Origin of the sequence: Flavobacterium aquicola (assembly GCF_003385115.1) — a bacterium.
Taxonomy (GTDB): Bacteria; Bacteroidota; Bacteroidia; order Flavobacteriales; family Flavobacteriaceae; genus Flavobacterium; species Flavobacterium aquicola.
In genome coordinates, this window is record NZ_QUNI01000013.1 from 131,210 (window position 1) to 147,460 (window position 16,251).

Genomic DNA, 16,251 nt, shown 5'->3' on the forward strand with positions numbered 1-16,251 from the left:
CATGTATAATGTCAAGAGGTTGTACTTTAGTATTTCAAAAATCAAATTTGACTATGTTTGCTTATGAATTTTTCCTTAGATGGTTTTAAGAATATGATAGTAAAGCATGATATTAGTGTATAAAAAAAACGCTCTGGATTAGAACGTTTTTTAAAATGTGTAGCAAATGTGTAGCAAAATCATTGTTGAGTCAATAAAATCAGTACTATTTGTGACCATGGAGGGATTTGAACCCTCACGCCCTTGCGAGCACCACCCCCTCAAGATGGCGAGTCTACCGTTTCTCCACATGGCCTAAAAAAATAAAAGGCCAAGTAATAAATTACTCGACCTTTTGTGACCCGACTGGGGCTCGAACCCAGGACCCCATCATTAAAAGTGATGTGCTCTACCGACTGAGCTATCGAGTCATTGATTCAAGAAACTTATGCTTTGATCACATAATTTGTGACCCGACTGGGGCTCGAACCCAGGACCCCATCATTAAAAGTGATGTGCTCTACCGACTGAGCTATCGAGTCATTTCGTTTCTTGAATGCGGGTGCAAATATAAGGACTTTTTTTCGAAGTTTCCAAGCAATTTTATTATAAATTTGTCTTTTTTTAATTAAAACTCTTAACGCCTTAGTATGTAAGGTCTTATTCAAATGAAAAAAATTATATTATTAGGTTATATGGGTTGCGGTAAGTCAACAATCGCTCAAAAACTTTCGGGAATAATAGAAACACCTTATATAGATTTGGATGATTATATCGAAAAAAAAGTAAAAATGTCCATAAAAGAGATTTTTGAAACCCATGGAGAAATTCATTTTCGAAAGTTAGAACATACTTATTTTGTCGAATTATTAAATTCTCCTGATGAAATTATTGTAGGACTTGGAGGAGGAACACCATGTTATGCTAATAATCATGAATTATTAATAGGGAATGGTATAACGTCAATCTATTTAAAAGCATCAATTGACACATTATTTAATAGACTGGTGATTAATAAGAGCAAAAGACCTCTTATCGCAGATAAAAATGATGAGGAGATGAAAGAGTTTATAGCTAAGCATCTTTTTGACAGAAGTTATTATTACAATCATGCACAGCACAAAGTAAATGTTGATGGAAAATCTGTCGAGGAAACGGTAAATGATATTTTAAATCTCTTAGCTTAGACTGGCATAACTATTGCCATCGTTGTCCAGAACAACATTAACGTGCTCTAATAGAGATGTAGAAAGCGATATTCCTTTAAAATCGGCTTTAATCGGGAATTTTTTGTGGTTTCTATCAACAAGAACAACGGTTTTAAACTTTTTTAAAGGAACATCTAAAAAATGTTTCACAGCATATATTAAAGTAGCTCCCGAACTCAGTACATCATCTACAAGTACTAGACCTTTATTGCTGTATTGTTCTTTTGTCAAAGAAGTAGTTATTGGAAGTTCTGGATTTTGTTTATTGGTGTGAACTTCACAAAGCGAGATTTTGATTGGAGAAATAGCTGTTAATGCATCAGCAATTTTTTTAGCAAAAATAAAACCGTTGGCTGTAATTCCGGCAATCACTATTTCTTCATCTTCTACAAAAGTCTCATAGATTTGGTAAGCTATTCTTTTAGTAGTATGTTCAATTTGCTGATTGGTAAGAATTATATTTTTGCTCATGGCGGATTGTATTTTATTTTTTCAAAGATAAAAAAGTTAGACGAAATAGATGTTATTAATTCCTTTGTTCTAAAACAGAAGATTAAAAAATAGTTTAGCCTATTTCATCTTCATCAGGAATGTCGTTTCCAAATTCATCAATATCTCTTCGGTCTTTTTTGGTAGGTCTTCCAGTTCCGGTTTTTCTATAATGCTCTTTTGATAATTTTAATAGTTCTAAGTGAGCATACGCCTCGGCGGGAGTTTCATTTTTTCTGTAGATATCAACAAGTTTAGCGCCCACGCGGTTGTCGGGGATGTCAAGAACGGTTATTATTTGTGTAATCTGATCTTTTCTAAAGGTGATTTTATCAGTAGGAAAAACTTCCTTCGAAGGCTTGGCAATGATGCCGTTTACAGTGATATGATTTTTTTTACATGCCTCAGTAACCATGTTTCTGGTTTTGTAATACCTTACGCACCATAAATATTTGTCTATTCTCATGAATTTTTCTAAAATCGGAGTTAAATACTTTACAAAAGTAAATCATTAATGTATATTTGCGACTTAAACTATACCTAAAATAATGAGCAAATTTAAATTTTATATTGTTTTATTAATTGCTACAATTGTTGTGAGTTCTTGTAATAAGGATGATGATAACGATATTGAAGTAGTCCCACCTAGAGATTACGCTGAACAGTATAAGACAGAAAAAGTTTTGATAGAAACTTATTTAAAAACTAATTACATAACTGTTGTGAATGCTCCTGGTGAAACAAGAGATCAGGATGTTGTAATAGCTAAATTGGATGCTGATCATAAAATATCAATTTGGGATCAAAAAGATTATGCACTATTAAATAGGAAGGTTAATATACATGGTATAACTTATACATTGTATTATCTAGTTTTGCGTGAAGGGCAGGGAGAAAAACCATGTAATGTAGATGATGTTTTTACTTCGTATAACGGAAAATACCTGACGGAAACTACTACCAAGAATGTTACGAGTATCACCTCTACACAATTTGAAGAAGTAATATATCCACAGTCATTTTTGAATTTATTTGGTCTTATAAGAGGATGGAAAGAGATTTTTCCGCAGTTTAAAACGGGAGATACTTCTTCAAATGATGATGGTACCATTAAATATACAAATTTTGGCGCGGGTGTTATGTTTCTTCCTTCTGGACTTGCATATTATAATAGCGGAAAAGGGTCTATACCTGCTTATGCTCCTTTGGTGTTTAGTTTTAAATTGTATGAAATTAAACGTTCGGATTTAGAGTATAATGTAATTAATGGAAATGCATTTTCAGATCCTGATGGCGTGCCTTCTTATCAGGAAGATTTTGATGGGGATGGTTATGTATGGATGAATAGTGAATTACAAGTAGGTGCTACTGAAAATCCAGATGATACTGATAAAGATGGTATTCCAGATTTCTTAGATTTTGATGATGATGGTGATGGCTATGCTACAATAGGAGAAGTTAAAAAAGCAGACGGAACTTATTATGCATTTGAAGATATCCCAGATTGTGACGGGAAAATACCTACTGATGTAAAGAAAAAACGACATTTAGACAAAGATTGTCATAAAATGAGTCAATAAAAAAAACAACTCCCATTCTGCAACGAATGGGATTTTTTTTGATGTAACTTGAAGCATATTATTAAGCTAGTAAACTCTTTGATTGAAATGTGGACATTGTACTTTAAGAGAAAGAAGAGTCATATTAAAAACAAATAAGCACAAAAAAAATCCCATTCACCGCGGTGAATGGGATTTTGTATTTATAATGTGAGAATTACTTTCTTTTGATCACTTTTTCAACAGCTTCAACAATCGCCTGATTGTTTAATTTGTATTTCTCCATTAACTGCTCAGGAGTTCCAGACTCACCAAAGCTATCATTTACAGCTACAAATTCCTGTGGAGCAGGAGTGTTCAATGCTAATACTCTAGAAACACTTTCGCCAAGACCCCCAAGGATGTTATGCTCTTCGGCAGTAACAACACATTTAGTTTTTGCTAATGATTTTAAAATAGCTTCTTCATCCAATGGTTTAATAGTGTGAATGTTGATTACTTCGGCAGAGATTCCTTTGGCTTCCAGAGCTTCGGCAGCAACTAAAGCTTCCCAAACTAAATGTCCGGTAGCAATAATGGTTACATCAGTTCCTTCGTTAAGCATAATGGCTTTTCCAATTACGAATGGTTCGTCAGCAGGCGTGAAGTTAGGTACAACTGGACGTCCAAAACGCAGGTAAGCAGGACCGTGGTGATCTGCAAGTGCCAATGTAGCTGCTTTTGTCTGATTGTGATCACAAGTGTTGATTACAGTCATTCCAGGAAGCATTTTCATTAACCCGATGTCTTCAAGGATTTGGTGAGTTGCTCCGTCTTCTCCAAGAGTTAATCCTGCGTGAGACGCACAGATTTTTACGTTTTTCTCAGAGTAAGCAACTGATTGACGAATCTGGTCATAAACTCTTCCTGTAGAAAAGTTAGCAAAAGTTCCTGTGAAAGGAATTTTTCCTCCAATAGTTAATCCTGCAGCGATTCCAATCATGTTTGCTTCAGCAATTCCGATTTGGAAAAAACGCTCTGGGTGATTTTTTTTGAAATCATCAAATTTTAATGATCCTATCAAATCTGCACAAAGTGCCACTACATTTTCATTCTTTTGACCCAATTCAGTCATTCCCACTCCAAAACCTGAACGGGTGTCTTTACTTCCTGTATTTATATATTTTTTCATTTCTTTTTTGCTGTATGCAATAGGCAATAGGCAATAGGCATAAAGCTTACTGCTTAGTGCTTAAAGCTATTTTTAATAATCTGTATTACCTCCAGTGTTATAGTTTTGTTCCAATGCATTTGCAAGCTGCGCATCATTTGGTGCTTTACCGTGCCAAGCATGACTGTACATCATATAATCTACACCATTACCCATTTCGGTATGAAGTAGTACACAAACTGGTTTTCCTTTTCCAGTTCTTGCTTTTGCTTCATTCATTCCGCCAATGATAGCTTCGATGTCGTTTCCTTTGGTAATTTCGATAACTTCCCAGTCAAAAGCTTCGAATTTAGCTTTTATGCTTCCCATTGCTAGAACTTCGTCAGTAGTACCGTCAATCTGTTTTCCGTTAAGGTCAACAGTTGCTATAAGGTTGTCTACATTTTTTGCAGATGCATACATAATTGCTTCCCAGTTTTGACCTTCCTGCAATTCACCGTCTCCATGTAATGTGTACACGAGGTGGTTACAATTGTTTAGTTTTTTTGCCTGAGCAGCACCAATTGCTACAGATAAACCTTGTCCTAGTGATCCAGATGCGATACGAACTCCTGGTAAGTGATCGTGAGTTGTAGGGTGACCTTGTAATCTTGAGTTAATAAGACGGAAAGTTGCCAATTCCTCTATTGGGAAGTAACCGCTTCTTGCCAAAACGCTGTAAAATACAGGTGAAATATGTCCGTTTGAAAGGAAAAATAAATCTTCTCCAATTCCGTCCATGTCAAATCCTTCTTTGCGATCCATAAGGTTTTGGTACAAGGCTACTAGAAATTCAGTACATCCTAGAGATCCCCCTGGGTGACCTGAGTTAACAGCGTGAACCATACGAAGAATATCTCTTCTTACTTGGATAGTTAAATCGTTTAATTGTTGTGTGTTAGGCTTCATTTTTTGTGTAAAAGTTAAACTGGTGCAAAAGTAATTTTTATTTTGCGGGGAGGCAAATGATTTTAAGAGCAATTTCGACCAAAATGTTATTTTATTGCAGATAGTAAATTAAAATTCTGGTTATATTTTATTTTTAAAAGTATTCTGCTGGAATTTAAATCATTTGCTTATCTCAGTATCTGATATAAAAATATTTTTTATAACAACTTCATCGCTGATTTTAAAGGACGATGTATTGGTCCGATCTTTACTGTACTGCTCGTGGGAGGTAGACTCTTAATTGGCTATATCGTTTAGGGCTCGGAATAAATTCAGGGGATACTCTGCGATTCTGTTGCACAGATATAAGTACCATTCTTTGCCGTACACAAAATATAATTTAGCGGGATGGCCTTGGTTTTTTAAATCTGTCAGCTGTTCTGTCTGGATGCCGTATAAACTTTCGAATTCATAAATTTCGGGATTAGTGCTGTATTTCTGAATTAATTTGACAGCTTCCTGCTGGATTTCCTGATGGTGTGTCGCGATGGAGCATGTATGATTTTGGGATAATAACTGGTCAACAAAATTAAGATATCTTTCGTCTAATTCTTTTCCTCTTGGCAGCGAGAGATTTTTTGGGGTTTCAAAGGCGCCTTTTACCATTCTGATTCTGCCATTTTCCTGAATTAAATCTTTAAAATCATCTGCAGATCTATGTAAGTAGGCTTGTAAAGTTATAGAAACATTAGGGTAAGTTTTAGAGATGGTCTTGTAGGTTTCGATTATCGCATCTGTTCTTTCTACGCCTTCGGCGCTGATGGTTACTTCGGTATTATTTTTTGCAGCTTCCTGGCATATTTCAGTCAGATTATTTAAACATAAATCTTTTGATATCGCTAAGCCAATATGGGAAAGATCAAGTGAAAAAGTAGAATTAAGATTTAGCTTTTTAATTTGCTTTGCTATAGTGATAAATTCATTTGTGGCTTCATTTGCTTCTTTTTCAGTCAGCGTGTTTTCGCCCATAAATTCTATAGAACATTTAAAATCCTGCTTGTTTTGATTTATGACTTTAATAATTGTTTCCTCAAGAGTTTCGCCGCCAATGTATCTGTCCGCTGCTTTTTTGATTGTTTTGTACAGCATGTCATTAGAAAGAATAAATTCTTTTGCTTCAGTATTCATTGCTATTTTGCGCAGCGCCTCTGCGCCCATTAAGAGTAATTCCTGTTCTTTCATTATAGTTTTTTTTGGGTTGTATAATGCTAAAGTAATTTGCTGTAATTAATTGTTTTGATGAGGTAATGCTGAATTGGAGACTGCGGTCCCGCGCCGCAATACTATTCTTTTTTACTGATATGAATAGACTGTCCGACAATTTTCCATTCCTGTTTTATTTTTTCTAAAAAGCGGATTTCATAGGAATAGGTCTTTTTTCCGTCCTTGGAAGTAGAAATTTCATCGTGGCTGACCCACGCATTATCACCGTGAATACTCATTTTATAATTGGTGTTTATCGAAGAACCGCCGGCAGGATCGCTAATTGGGGACTGCATGGCACTTGCCGGGATATTTATTGTATTCCCTTCTGGAGTAGAGATGATAACGGTGCTGTAAGGCTGGATATACCAGCATTCGGCGTGCTCTTTACTATCGCCGGCACGCCACGTTGCCGATTCTTTTTCCAGAAGTCTTTTAATAGCGTCAGAGTCTTCGGTGTTTTGTCCGGCGCTGTTTATTTCTATCCAATAGCCATCGGGATCCTGAAAATAGATTTGTTTGATTCCGTCTGCGCGGATGGTTATCTTGCTCAGTTCTCCCGCCCAGGAGGAATAGGTGATTTTTTTGGTATTCAAATTTGCAATAAAAGTCTCAAAATCCGAGTCAGGAATCGAAAAAGAGATATGAATTGCTTTGTTTATCACTACAGGTTCCTTTATTGTAGAAACCAGATGCAGTTCTTTACCGTCGCCCATGGAGAACCAGTAAATACCTTCTTTTTTTGTGCGGTTGGTGATTTCCTGAAGGTGTAAAACATTTTTGTAGAAAGCCACTGATTGATTAAGGTCTTTTACAGAAAGTGCCGAATGATTAAAATTAAGCGTAATTGGAGCTGTCTCCTGTGCTGATAATAAACTGACATTTAATAGAATGAATAAAATATAAAATGCTTTTTTCATTTGGTTCTTTTTAGATTTTCAATGCCGAATATAGGAAGTTTATTGTTTTAAATTTATTTCCTCATCATTTCTTTCATAGTCTCCATCTGGATTTCCATTTTATGGATGATGGCTTCTTTCTCGGCTAATTCTTTTTTTAATTCTTTTTCTTTAATGGTTTCGAAGCGATACGGCAAATATTCGCCCAGCTGGGCAATAAAATTATGTTCTAATGCCATGCTGAGTTTCCATAAAATGGCAAACTGCAGTGAGTCTTTTTTAAAATATTCGTTCAATCCGCTGGGAAGTATGTGTAATGCCCGCGACACATCGGCCTTTTTAATTTTATTGTGATAAATGTGGTAATGAATAAAGTTACCTATTAATGGATAGCGATTCCCTAGGTCTTTTTTGTATTCTCTGGCATTGCTTTTCATGTTTTTTTGTGTTTTATCTCATAAAGATAGCGTTTTTTGTAAGATATGATGGTTTAAATAGATATAAGTTGTGTTTAAACATTATAAGTATAGGTTTAAATACCCGTTTTATTGTTTTTTTTAGGGGTAATACTGGTTTTAAAAACCAATAAAGATGGTGTTTTAATGGAGTATTATTGTTTTTTAAACTAGGTCTATTGGTTTTTAAAACCAGTATTGCTATGTTTAAAAACCAGTACTGTTAGTGTTAAACACCGTTATTAGTAGTGTTTAACACTATGTTTTTAGTGTTAAACAGCTGTTTTTGGGTAATAACTTGAAATTGAGGGTGTCAGATGGCAGATTTGAGAAGGCAGAAGGCAGTTATCAGAAGGCAGGTATCAGAAGGCAGGTATCAGAAGGCAGGTATCAGAAGAAAGGTATCAGAAGAAAGGTATCAGAAGAAAGGTATCAGAGGACTGAAATCTGCCTTCTGAAAACTGAAAACTGCCTTCTGCCTTCTCAAATCTGCCAACTGAAATGTGAAATCTGCCCTTCTGGGAGGAAATATTTTTTTGATGCGGGTTTTAAATTAACCTATCTTTGCCGACTGATAAAAGGATATATGAAATACGCCTATTAAAATTTTGATTTATAGGCGAATTACATCTGACCCCGAAAAAAGATAAAAAAGACAGATGAAGTTTGATTTACTAAAAACAGATCCGCAGTCGAAAGCGCGTGCGGGAAGTATTACTACAGATCACGGTGTTATCGAAACGCCAATTTTTATGCCTGTTGGGACAGTGGCCTCTGTAAAAGGGGTGCACCAAAGGGAATTGAAAGAAGAAATAAATCCAGATATTATACTTGGGAATACGTATCATTTGTATCTGCGTCCGCAGACGGAGATTCTTGAAAAAGCGGGCGGTCTGCATAAATTCATGAACTGGGACCGTAATATCTTGACGGATTCGGGAGGGTATCAAGTGTATTCTCTTTCGAATAATCGAAAAATTAAGGAAGAAGGGGTGAAGTTTAAATCCCATATTGATGGTTCGTACCACTTTTTTACGCCAGAGAATGTAATGGAGATTCAGCGTTCTATTGGAGCCGATATTATCATGGCTTTTGATGAGTGTACGCCTTATCCGTGCGATTACCGCTATGCGCAGCGTTCTATGCACATGACGCACCGCTGGCTGGACCGCTGTATTAGCCATTTGGATAAAGTTCCTTTTAAATACGGGTATGAGCAGACGTTTTTCCCAATTGTTCAGGGAAGTACTTATAAAGATTTAAGAAGACAGTCGGCAGAATATATCGCTAATTCTGGTCAGCAGGGAAATGCAATCGGCGGATTATCAGTTGGAGAACCTGCAGAAGAAATGTATGCAATGACCGAGGTAGTTTGTGAAGTTTTGCCAGAAGATAAGCCTCGTTACTTAATGGGTGTTGGTACTCCGATTAATATTTTGGAAAATATCGCTCTTGGTATCGATATGTTTGACTGTGTGATGCCAACGCGTAACGCCCGTAACGGAATGTTATTTACTGCTAACGGAACAATCAATATCAAAAACAAAAAGTGGGAAGCTGACTTTTCGGTAATTGATGAAATGGGACACACATTTGTAGATTTAGAATATAGCAAAGCATATTTGCGTCACTTGTTTGCTGCCAATGAATATTTGGGTAAACAAATTGCTACCATACATAATTTAGGCTTTTATATGTGGCTGGTTCGTGAAGCCAGAAAACATATCCTGGCTGGTGATTTTAGACCATGGAAAGAAATGATGGTGAAAAATATGAGCCAACGATTATAAAATTGTTTAATCGTTTATTCGGTTATTCGTTTTAACGATTCAACAAATAACCGAATAAACGGTTTAACAAATAAACGATTCAACAAATAAACGGTTTAACGAATAAACAATTAAACGATTCAACTTTTATGTTAACAATAATTGACAGATACATTTTAAAAAGATATTTAGCCACTTTTGCGGTGATGCTTTTGTTATTTGCTCCTATTGGAATTATTATAGATGTATCGGAGAAAATCAATAAAATGCTTTCTAATGAAGTGCCGGTTTTAAAAATCGCTGTTTATTACTATCATTTTACGATTTATTTTATGAATAACCTTTTTCCGATATTTTTGTTTATATCGGTTATCTGGTTTACTTCGAAGCTGGCAAATGATACGGAGATTATTGCTATTCTGAGTTCTGGAATTTCGTTTACTCGATTTATGAGACCTTATATTATAGGAGCTTCTATTATATCGCTGATAGTTTTGCTTATGGGATTCTGGGTTATTCCTGTGTCCAGTGAGGGTTATAATAATTTTCGGTACACGTATTTGAGAACCGATGGGAAAGCACTGATGCGGGGTGACAATACCGATGTTTACAGACAGATAAATGATCATGATTTTATTTATGTAAACAGTTTTAACAGTGAGTCGCAGATGGCTTATAATTTTTCTTTGGAACGATTTAAAAAAGAAAAATTAGAATATAAAATTACTGCCAGCAGGATCAAATGGAATCCAAAAGAAAAGAATTATACCTTATATGATTACACCAAAAGAACGGTTGGTCCCGAAAATGATGTGATCGATAAAGCACCAGAAAAGAAGATGAAATTTAGTTTTGATCTTCAGGATCTGGCGCCTGTGGTTTATATTGCAGAGACGCTGAGTTTAGGCGATCTGAATGCCTTTATCGATAAGGAAAAAAAACGAGGATCATCTAATATTAACGTTTATCTGGTTGTTTTATATAAAAAGTACAGCGTGCCCGTTTCGGCATTTATACTGACTATCATAGCAGTTTCTGTATCGTCAATGAAGCGAAGAGGAGGAATGGGAGTCAATCTGGCTATTGGAATTGCAGTAGCATTTTCATTTGTGTTTTTTGATAAAATATTTGGCGTACTGGCCGAGAAATCAAGTTTTTCTCCTCTGTTGGCAGTCTGGCTGCCTAATATAGTTTTTGGAATATTAGCTGTTTATTTACTACGAAATGCAAAACGATAATTTAAAGAGCTACCTTAATTTACATTTAATTGTTTTTATTTGGGGCTTTACAGCAATTTTAGGAGCATTAATAACCATCCAGTCTGATTTTTTGGTTTGGTTTAGAATGTTTTTTGCAGCTGTTTTTTTAGCGGGTTTTGTTAAGCTAAAGAAAAAATCATTCAGGGTAACTCCAAAAGTTTTAGCAAGATTCACCTTTGTGGGGCTTTTAATAGCACTGCATTGGATTTTCTTTTTCGAAGCTATTAAAGTTTCTACAGTATCCATCACTTTGTCGGTTTTTTCATTGGGAGCTTTTTTTGCTTCTTTATTGGAACCTTTATTTTATGGCAGAAAAGTGCTTTGGTATGAAGTGTTTTTTGGCTTGATTATCATTGCTGGATTAGGCCTGATTATGCAGGTGGAAATTAATTACTGGAACGGAATGATACTGGCCCTGATTGCTATCATATTAGGAGTATTGTTTACTCTGATGAACGGAAAATTAATTGTAGATCATGATCCCTCAGTAATTTCGTTTTATGAGTTTTTGGCTGGTGTTGTTTTTATCTCGATTTATTTTTTATTTCAAGGTTCTTTCACTGCAGATTTTTTTAAGATGTCAGCCAGAAATTGGATTTTGATTTTAATTTTAGCCTCGATTTGTACTGCTTATGCTTTTACGGCTTCGGTAAAGGTTATGCGTAAATTGACGCCTTATACAGTAATGTTAACCACTAATTTAGAGCCTGTTTACGGAATTGTACTGGCTTATTTTATCCTTGGCGGAAAAGAAAAAATGAGTACTGAATTTTATATTGGCGCAGTGGTAATTGTAATAACAGTACTGCTGAATGGCATTATAAAACACTATAGAAAGGAAGATTGATTGTAAGATTTTTTGTTATTGTAAAATCTATTTTTTTCTACTTAAGTAAAAAAGTAAGTGTATAACGATATTAAATTTTATATTTGCAGTTCCAAATTGAAAATTGAAAAAATAATAAATTCGCACAAATCCTATGGAATATTTAGATTTTGAGCTTCCTATAAAAGAACTTGAAGAGCAATTAGATAAATGTGTTGTTATTGGTCTAGAGTCGGATGTTGATGTTACCAATACCTGTAAGCAGATTAACAAAAAATTAGAGGAAACCAAAAAGAGCATTTATAAAAACTTAACCGCTTGGCAGCGTGTTCAATTGTCAAGACATCCAAGCAGACCTTATACTTTAGATCATATTAGAGGGCTTTGCGGAGAAACTTTTTTGGAGCTTCATGGAGATAGAGGTTTTAAAGATGATAAAGCGATGATTGGCGGTCTAGGAAAAATAGGTGATCAATCGTTTATGATTATTGGACAGCAAAAAGGATTCAATACGAAGACACGCCAATATAGAAATTTTGGTATGGCTAACCCAGAAGGGTACAGAAAAGCCCTGCGATTGATGAAAATGGCTGAGAAGTTTGGTATTCCTGTCGTTACTTTAATTGATACTCCTGGTGCTTATCCAGGTTTAGAAGCTGAAGAACGCGGACAAGGAGAAGCAATTGCAAGAAATATTTTTGAAATGGTTCTTTTAAAAGTACCAGTTATAACTATTATAGTAGGTGAAGGTGCCTCTGGAGGTGCACTGGGAATAGGTGTTGGAGACAGGGTTTATATGTTAGAAAACACTTGGTATTCTGTGATTTCACCAGAATCCTGCTCATCTATTTTATGGAAAAGCTGGGATTTTAAAGAGCAGGCTGCCGAAGCTTTAAAATTGACTTCAGCAGACATGAAAAAACAAAAATTAGTTGATGATATTATTCCGGAGCCTTTAGGAGGAGCTCATTACGATAGAGAAACTACATTCAAAACAGTAGAGCAGTATATATTGAAAGGTTATAACGAATTAAAAGACTTATCAACAGAAGATTTAATTGCTCAAAGAATGGATAAATACTGTAAAATGGGGGAGTTTAAAGAATAAACTGCCATTTATAAGATCTTAATCCGAAGCCTTACAGTTTCGGATTTTTTTTTGGTTATAAACAAAAAGCAAGTATTTATAAACAATAAATCGTAATAACTCAATTGTGATTTTTTTTTAATTTTAGTTACTTTCGTTACATGGAAAATTTCAAAAATGTTAATCCATTCAAAGTGGATAAAACAACTATAATAAACTTAGAAAAAGGGAAATTACCCCCGCAGGCATTAGACTTAGAAGAAGCTGTACTTGGGGCAATGATGATTGATAAAAAGGGTGTAGATGATGTAATCGATATTCTGCAGGCGGATGCATTTTACAAAGATGCTCACAAATATATTTTTGAAGCAATTGTTCAATTATTTAATGATACGCAGCCTATCGATTTATTGACTGTATCTGCTCAGCTTAGAAAAAATGCGAAGTTAGATTTAGCAGGTGGTGATTTTTATCTTATTCAGCTTACGCAAAAGATTTCGTCATCAGCGCATATTGAATTTCACTCCAGAATTATTCTTCAAAAGTTTATTCAAAGAAGTTTGATTCGAATTTCATCTGAAATTATTGAAGCTTCCTATGATGAAACGGCCGATGTGTTTGATTTATTAGATCAAGCCGAATCCAAACTTTACGAAGTAACTCAAGGGAATATCAAACGTAGTTCCGAAACGGCGCAGAGTTTAGTATTACAAGCCAAAAAACGTATTGAAGAAATTGCTGGGCAGGAAGGACTTTCAGGTGTAGCGACTGGTTTTCATAAATTAGATAAGCTTACATCCGGCTGGCAGCCAAGTGATTTAATTATTATTGCTGCGAGACCAGCGATGGGGAAAACGGCCTTTATTTTGTCTATGGCCAGAAATATAGCGATAGATTTTGGGCATCCAGTAGCTTTGTTTTCGTTAGAGATGGCATCGGTACAGCTGATTACTAGGTTGATTTCATCAGAAACCGGATTGTCTTCGGAGAAGTTACGTACTGGAAAACTTGAAAAACACGAGTGGGAACAATTGAGTACCAAAGTGAAAAATTTAGAAAAAGCACCTCTTTTTATTGATGATACGCCTTCGTTATCTATTTTCGATTTAAGGGCAAAAGCAAGACGTTTGGTGTCTCAGCATGGTATAAAAATCATTATTATTGATTATTTGCAGTTAATGACTGCTGGTGGAAATTCCAAAGGGGGAGGAAACCGTGAACAAGAAATCTCGACGATTTCCCGAAATCTAAAAGCATTGGCAAAGGAGTTAAATGTTCCAGTAATTGCACTGTCACAGTTATCGCGTGCTGTAGAAACACGTGGATCTAGTAAAAGACCTTTGCTTTCGGATCTTCGTGAATCTGGAGCGATTGAGCAGGATGCGGATATCGTTTCGTTTTTATACCGTCCTGAATATTATAAAATCGATGAATGGGATGATGAAGAAGCATCTTCAACTGCAGGGCAGGGAGAAATTATGATTGCCAAACATAGAAATGGTGGTATCGAAAATGTTCGTTTGAAATTCATTGGACATTTAGGACGTTTTGATAATTTAGAAGATTATAGCGGCGGTTATGATGATTTACCTTCAAGCATGAACCATGATGATAATTCATTTATTACCAAAAGTCTTCCTTCGGCAAATGAAGCTTTTGGAAGTAATTTTAATAATGATGACGATGATGATGGTGACGTTCCATTTTAGATTTTAAATTTGTATTAAAAATTCTAAAATAGTTGGTATAAAAAAAAGAGATTAGCCTATTTATTAGGCTAATCTCTTTTTTAATTAATATGGGTTTTATCCCTTAAAGATTGGATGAAATTTATTTCCGAATAATTAATTTTAGAGTCGAAAAAGTATTTGCTTTTGTTTCTCTGATAAAATAAATACCATCTCCCAATTCCTCTACATTGAAAGAATTAAGTATGTTCGGAACAACTTTAAGTGTTTTTACTGTTCTGCCTAAATTATCAATGATTTCTAAATTACCATCATATTCTGTATTTATATTTATTAAACCTTTGCTTGGATTTGGATAAAGTATAGATTTTTTGGCTTTCGTAAAATCTGTTGTTCCAAGTGTATTAACCGTAATACAAGAAGATATAACTGAACAGCTTCCTATGGTAATCTCTACCTTGTAGTTACCAACTTGAGTAGGTATGAAGGTATTGTTATTGGTTCCGATAGGGGAGTTGTCAGAACAGTTGTACCATTGGTAAGATGCACCTGTTTGAGTTGCTGTTAAAACACCTGAACTTAGAGTTACCCCATCATTGATTGGCAGCGGTTGCACCGGAATGGTCACGGCAGCCGAAGCAGCCGAAGCACAAGTCAGGGCATTTGTAGCAATAAACGTATAAGCAGTTCCCGCAGTACCTGTAATAGCACCCAAAGCGCCTACAGTTGCACCAGCCGGAGTTGAAGCATAAGTCAGGGCAGCGGAATAATTGTCAATCGAAGCCGTTCCGTCAGCCGAACAGGTAGCCACAGTAGTGGATACGGTCGGTGCTGCTGGAGCCGCCAGCTGCACAGGAATAGTCACGGCAGCCGAAGCAGCCGAAGCACAAGTCAGGGCATTTGTAGCAATAAAAGTATAAGCAGTTCCCAGAGTCCCTGTAATAGCACCCAAAGCCCCTACAGTTGCTCCCGCCGGAGTTGAAGCATAAGTCAGGGCAGCAGAATAATTGTCAATCGATGCCGTTCCGTCAGCCGAGCATGTAGCCGGAGCAGTGGATACGGTCGGTGCTGTTGGAGCCGCCAGCTGCGCAGGAATGGTCACAGCAGCCGAAGCGTTCGAAGCACAAAAGAGTGCATTTGTAGCAATAAAAGTATAAGCAGTCCCCGCAGTACCTGTAATAGCACCCAAAGCGCCTACAGTTGCCCCTGCCGGAGTTGAAGCGTAAGTCAGGGCAGCAGAATAATTGTCAATCGATGCCGTTCCGTCAGCCGAGCATGTAGCCGCAGTAAAGGATACGGTCGGTGCTGTTGGAGCCGCCAGCTGCGCAGGAATGGTCACAGCAGCCGAAGCGTTCGAAGCACAAAAGATTGCATTTGTAGCAATAAAAGTATAAGCAGTTCCCGGAGTCCCTGTAATGGCACCCAAAGCGCCTACAGTTGCCCCTGCCGGAGTTGAAGCATAAGTCAGGGCAGCAGAATAATTGTCAATCGATGCCGTTCCGTCAGCCGAGCAGGTAGCCGCAGTAAAGGATACGGTCGGTGTTGCCGGAGCCGCCAGCTGCACAGGAATGGTCACAGCAGCCGAAGCAGCCGAAGCACAAGTCAGGGCATTGGCAGCAATAAAAGTATAAGCAGTTCCCGCAGTACCTGTAATGGCACCCAAAGCTCCTACAGTTGCACCAGCCGGAGTTGA

At 36.5% G+C, this 16,251-nt stretch carries 15 protein-coding genes and 3 tRNA genes; 7 read left to right on the plus strand and 11 right to left on the minus strand.

Annotated elements, in window-relative coordinates; translation table 11 throughout:
* Positions 1 to 212: 212 nt before the first annotated feature.
* The 3 genes from C8P67_RS18300 to C8P67_RS18310 all read right to left on the minus strand — a co-directional run bounded on the left by C8P67_RS18300 (position 213) and on the right by C8P67_RS18310 (position 521).
* Positions 213 to 295: transfer RNA gene (locus tag C8P67_RS18300), tRNA-Leu, on the minus strand.
* Positions 296 to 337: 42 nt separating this feature from the next.
* Positions 338 to 410: transfer RNA gene (locus C8P67_RS18305), tRNA-Lys, on the minus strand.
* A gap of 38 nt (positions 411 to 448) precedes the next feature.
* Positions 449 to 521: transfer RNA gene (locus tag C8P67_RS18310), tRNA-Lys, on the minus strand.
* Positions 522 to 647: 126 nt separating this feature from the next.
* On the opposite strand from C8P67_RS18310, the gene C8P67_RS18315 reads away from it, so the two are divergent.
* On the plus strand, positions 648 to 1,166 hold the full coding sequence (locus C8P67_RS18315; RefSeq protein WP_115814631.1) for a shikimate kinase: 519 nt from the start codon (positions 648 to 650) through the stop codon (positions 1,164 to 1,166).
* Here the strand turns inward: C8P67_RS18315 and C8P67_RS18320 are convergent.
* Entirely contained in the window at positions 1,158 to 1,658 is a 501-nt protein-coding gene (locus tag C8P67_RS18320) for a phosphoribosyltransferase family protein (RefSeq protein ID WP_115814632.1), read from the minus strand. The two genes, C8P67_RS18315 and C8P67_RS18320, sit on opposite strands and share 9 nt — an antisense overlap.
* A gap of 94 nt (positions 1,659 to 1,752) precedes the next feature.
* Positions 1,753 to 2,142, minus strand: coding sequence for an RNA-binding S4 domain-containing protein (locus C8P67_RS18325; protein WP_115814633.1), 390 nt, complete (start codon positions 2,140 to 2,142; stop codon positions 1,753 to 1,755).
* A gap of 82 nt (positions 2,143 to 2,224) precedes the next feature.
* Between C8P67_RS18325 and C8P67_RS18330 the strand changes: the two genes are divergently transcribed.
* Entirely contained in the window at positions 2,225 to 3,256 is a 1,032-nt protein-coding gene (locus tag C8P67_RS18330; RefSeq protein WP_115814634.1) for an FKBP-type peptidyl-prolyl cis-trans isomerase, read from the plus strand.
* A 196-nt stretch (positions 3,257 to 3,452) separates the two neighbouring features.
* Here the strand turns inward: C8P67_RS18330 and C8P67_RS18335 are convergent, their stop codons facing one another.
* The 5 genes from C8P67_RS18335 to C8P67_RS18355 all read right to left on the minus strand — a co-directional run bounded on the left by C8P67_RS18335 (position 3,453) and on the right by C8P67_RS18355 (position 7,911).
* On the minus strand, positions 3,453 to 4,406 hold the full coding sequence (locus C8P67_RS18335; RefSeq protein ID WP_115814635.1) for a transketolase family protein: 954 nt from the start codon (positions 4,404 to 4,406) through the stop codon (positions 3,453 to 3,455).
* Positions 4,407 to 4,478: 72 nt separating this feature from the next.
* Complete coding sequence (locus C8P67_RS18340) at positions 4,479 to 5,333, minus strand: transketolase (protein ID WP_115814636.1); 855 nt, start codon at positions 5,331 to 5,333, stop codon at positions 4,479 to 4,481.
* 276 nt (positions 5,334 to 5,609) lie between these two features.
* Entirely contained in the window at positions 5,610 to 6,554 is a 945-nt protein-coding gene (locus C8P67_RS18345; RefSeq protein WP_115814637.1) for a proline dehydrogenase family protein, read from the minus strand.
* Between the two features lie 101 nt (positions 6,555 to 6,655).
* Positions 6,656 to 7,495: a VOC family protein gene (locus C8P67_RS22380; RefSeq protein WP_245980504.1), complete on the minus strand. Its 840-nt coding sequence runs from the start codon at positions 7,493 to 7,495 to the stop codon at positions 6,656 to 6,658.
* Positions 7,496 to 7,548: 53 nt separating this feature from the next.
* The gene (locus C8P67_RS18355; RefSeq protein ID WP_115814638.1) at positions 7,549 to 7,911 is read right to left on the minus strand and encodes a transcriptional regulator; all 363 of its coding nucleotides are present in this window, start codon (positions 7,909 to 7,911) and stop codon (positions 7,549 to 7,551) included.
* A 677-nt stretch (positions 7,912 to 8,588) separates the two neighbouring features.
* Between C8P67_RS18355 and tgt the strand changes: the two genes are divergently transcribed.
* From tgt to dnaB, 5 genes are all read left to right on the plus strand, one after another.
* Entirely contained in the window at positions 8,589 to 9,719 is a 1,131-nt protein-coding gene (tgt, locus tag C8P67_RS18365; RefSeq protein WP_115814640.1) for a tRNA guanosine(34) transglycosylase Tgt, read from the plus strand.
* A gap of 128 nt (positions 9,720 to 9,847) precedes the next feature.
* Positions 9,848 to 10,936: an LptF/LptG family permease gene (locus tag C8P67_RS18370; protein WP_115814641.1), complete on the plus strand. Its 1,089-nt coding sequence runs from the start codon at positions 9,848 to 9,850 to the stop codon at positions 10,934 to 10,936.
* Complete coding sequence (locus C8P67_RS18375; RefSeq protein ID WP_115814642.1) at positions 10,923 to 11,804, plus strand: DMT family transporter; 882 nt, start codon at positions 10,923 to 10,925, stop codon at positions 11,802 to 11,804. Before C8P67_RS18370 ends, C8P67_RS18375 begins: the two co-directional genes overlap by 14 nt.
* A gap of 133 nt (positions 11,805 to 11,937) precedes the next feature.
* Complete coding sequence (locus C8P67_RS18380) at positions 11,938 to 12,891, plus strand: acetyl-CoA carboxylase carboxyltransferase subunit alpha (RefSeq protein WP_115814643.1); 954 nt, start codon at positions 11,938 to 11,940, stop codon at positions 12,889 to 12,891.
* Between the two features lie 140 nt (positions 12,892 to 13,031).
* Complete coding sequence (dnaB, locus tag C8P67_RS18385) at positions 13,032 to 14,579, plus strand: replicative DNA helicase (protein ID WP_115814644.1); 1,548 nt, start codon at positions 13,032 to 13,034, stop codon at positions 14,577 to 14,579.
* A 121-nt stretch (positions 14,580 to 14,700) separates the two neighbouring features.
* Here the strand turns inward: dnaB and C8P67_RS18390 are convergent.
* On the minus strand, positions 14,701 to 16,251 hold a 1,551-nt coding region (locus C8P67_RS18390; RefSeq protein WP_115814645.1), incomplete at its 5' end, for a T9SS type A sorting domain-containing protein.

Coding starts and splice junctions, on each gene's coding strand:
- C8P67_RS18315 (WP_115814631.1), top strand. CDS start 648: ATGAAAAAAATTATATTATTAGGTTATATGGGTTGCGGTAAGTCAACA.
- C8P67_RS18320 (WP_115814632.1), bottom strand. CDS start 1,658: ATGAGCAAAAATATAATTCTTACCAATCAGCAAATTGAACATACTACT.
- C8P67_RS18325 (WP_115814633.1), bottom strand. CDS start 2,142: ATGAGAATAGACAAATATTTATGGTGCGTAAGGTATTACAAAACCAGA.
- C8P67_RS18330 (WP_115814634.1), top strand. CDS start 2,225: ATGAGCAAATTTAAATTTTATATTGTTTTATTAATTGCTACAATTGTT.
- C8P67_RS18335 (WP_115814635.1), bottom strand. CDS start 4,406: ATGAAAAAATATATAAATACAGGAAGTAAAGACACCCGTTCAGGTTTT.
- C8P67_RS18340 (WP_115814636.1), bottom strand. CDS start 5,333: ATGAAGCCTAACACACAACAATTAAACGATTTAACTATCCAAGTAAGA.
- C8P67_RS18345 (WP_115814637.1), bottom strand. CDS start 6,554: ATGAAAGAACAGGAATTACTCTTAATGGGCGCAGAGGCGCTGCGCAAA.
- C8P67_RS22380 (WP_245980504.1), bottom strand. CDS start 7,495: ATGAAAAAAGCATTTTATATTTTATTCATTCTATTAAATGTCAGTTTA.
- C8P67_RS18355 (WP_115814638.1), bottom strand. CDS start 7,911: ATGAAAAGCAATGCCAGAGAATACAAAAAAGACCTAGGGAATCGCTAT.
- tgt (WP_115814640.1), top strand. CDS start 8,589: ATGAAGTTTGATTTACTAAAAACAGATCCGCAGTCGAAAGCGCGTGCG.
- C8P67_RS18370 (WP_115814641.1), top strand. CDS start 9,848: ATGTTAACAATAATTGACAGATACATTTTAAAAAGATATTTAGCCACT.
- C8P67_RS18375 (WP_115814642.1), top strand. CDS start 10,923: ATGCAAAACGATAATTTAAAGAGCTACCTTAATTTACATTTAATTGTT.
- C8P67_RS18380 (WP_115814643.1), top strand. CDS start 11,938: ATGGAATATTTAGATTTTGAGCTTCCTATAAAAGAACTTGAAGAGCAA.
- dnaB (WP_115814644.1), top strand. CDS start 13,032: ATGGAAAATTTCAAAAATGTTAATCCATTCAAAGTGGATAAAACAACT.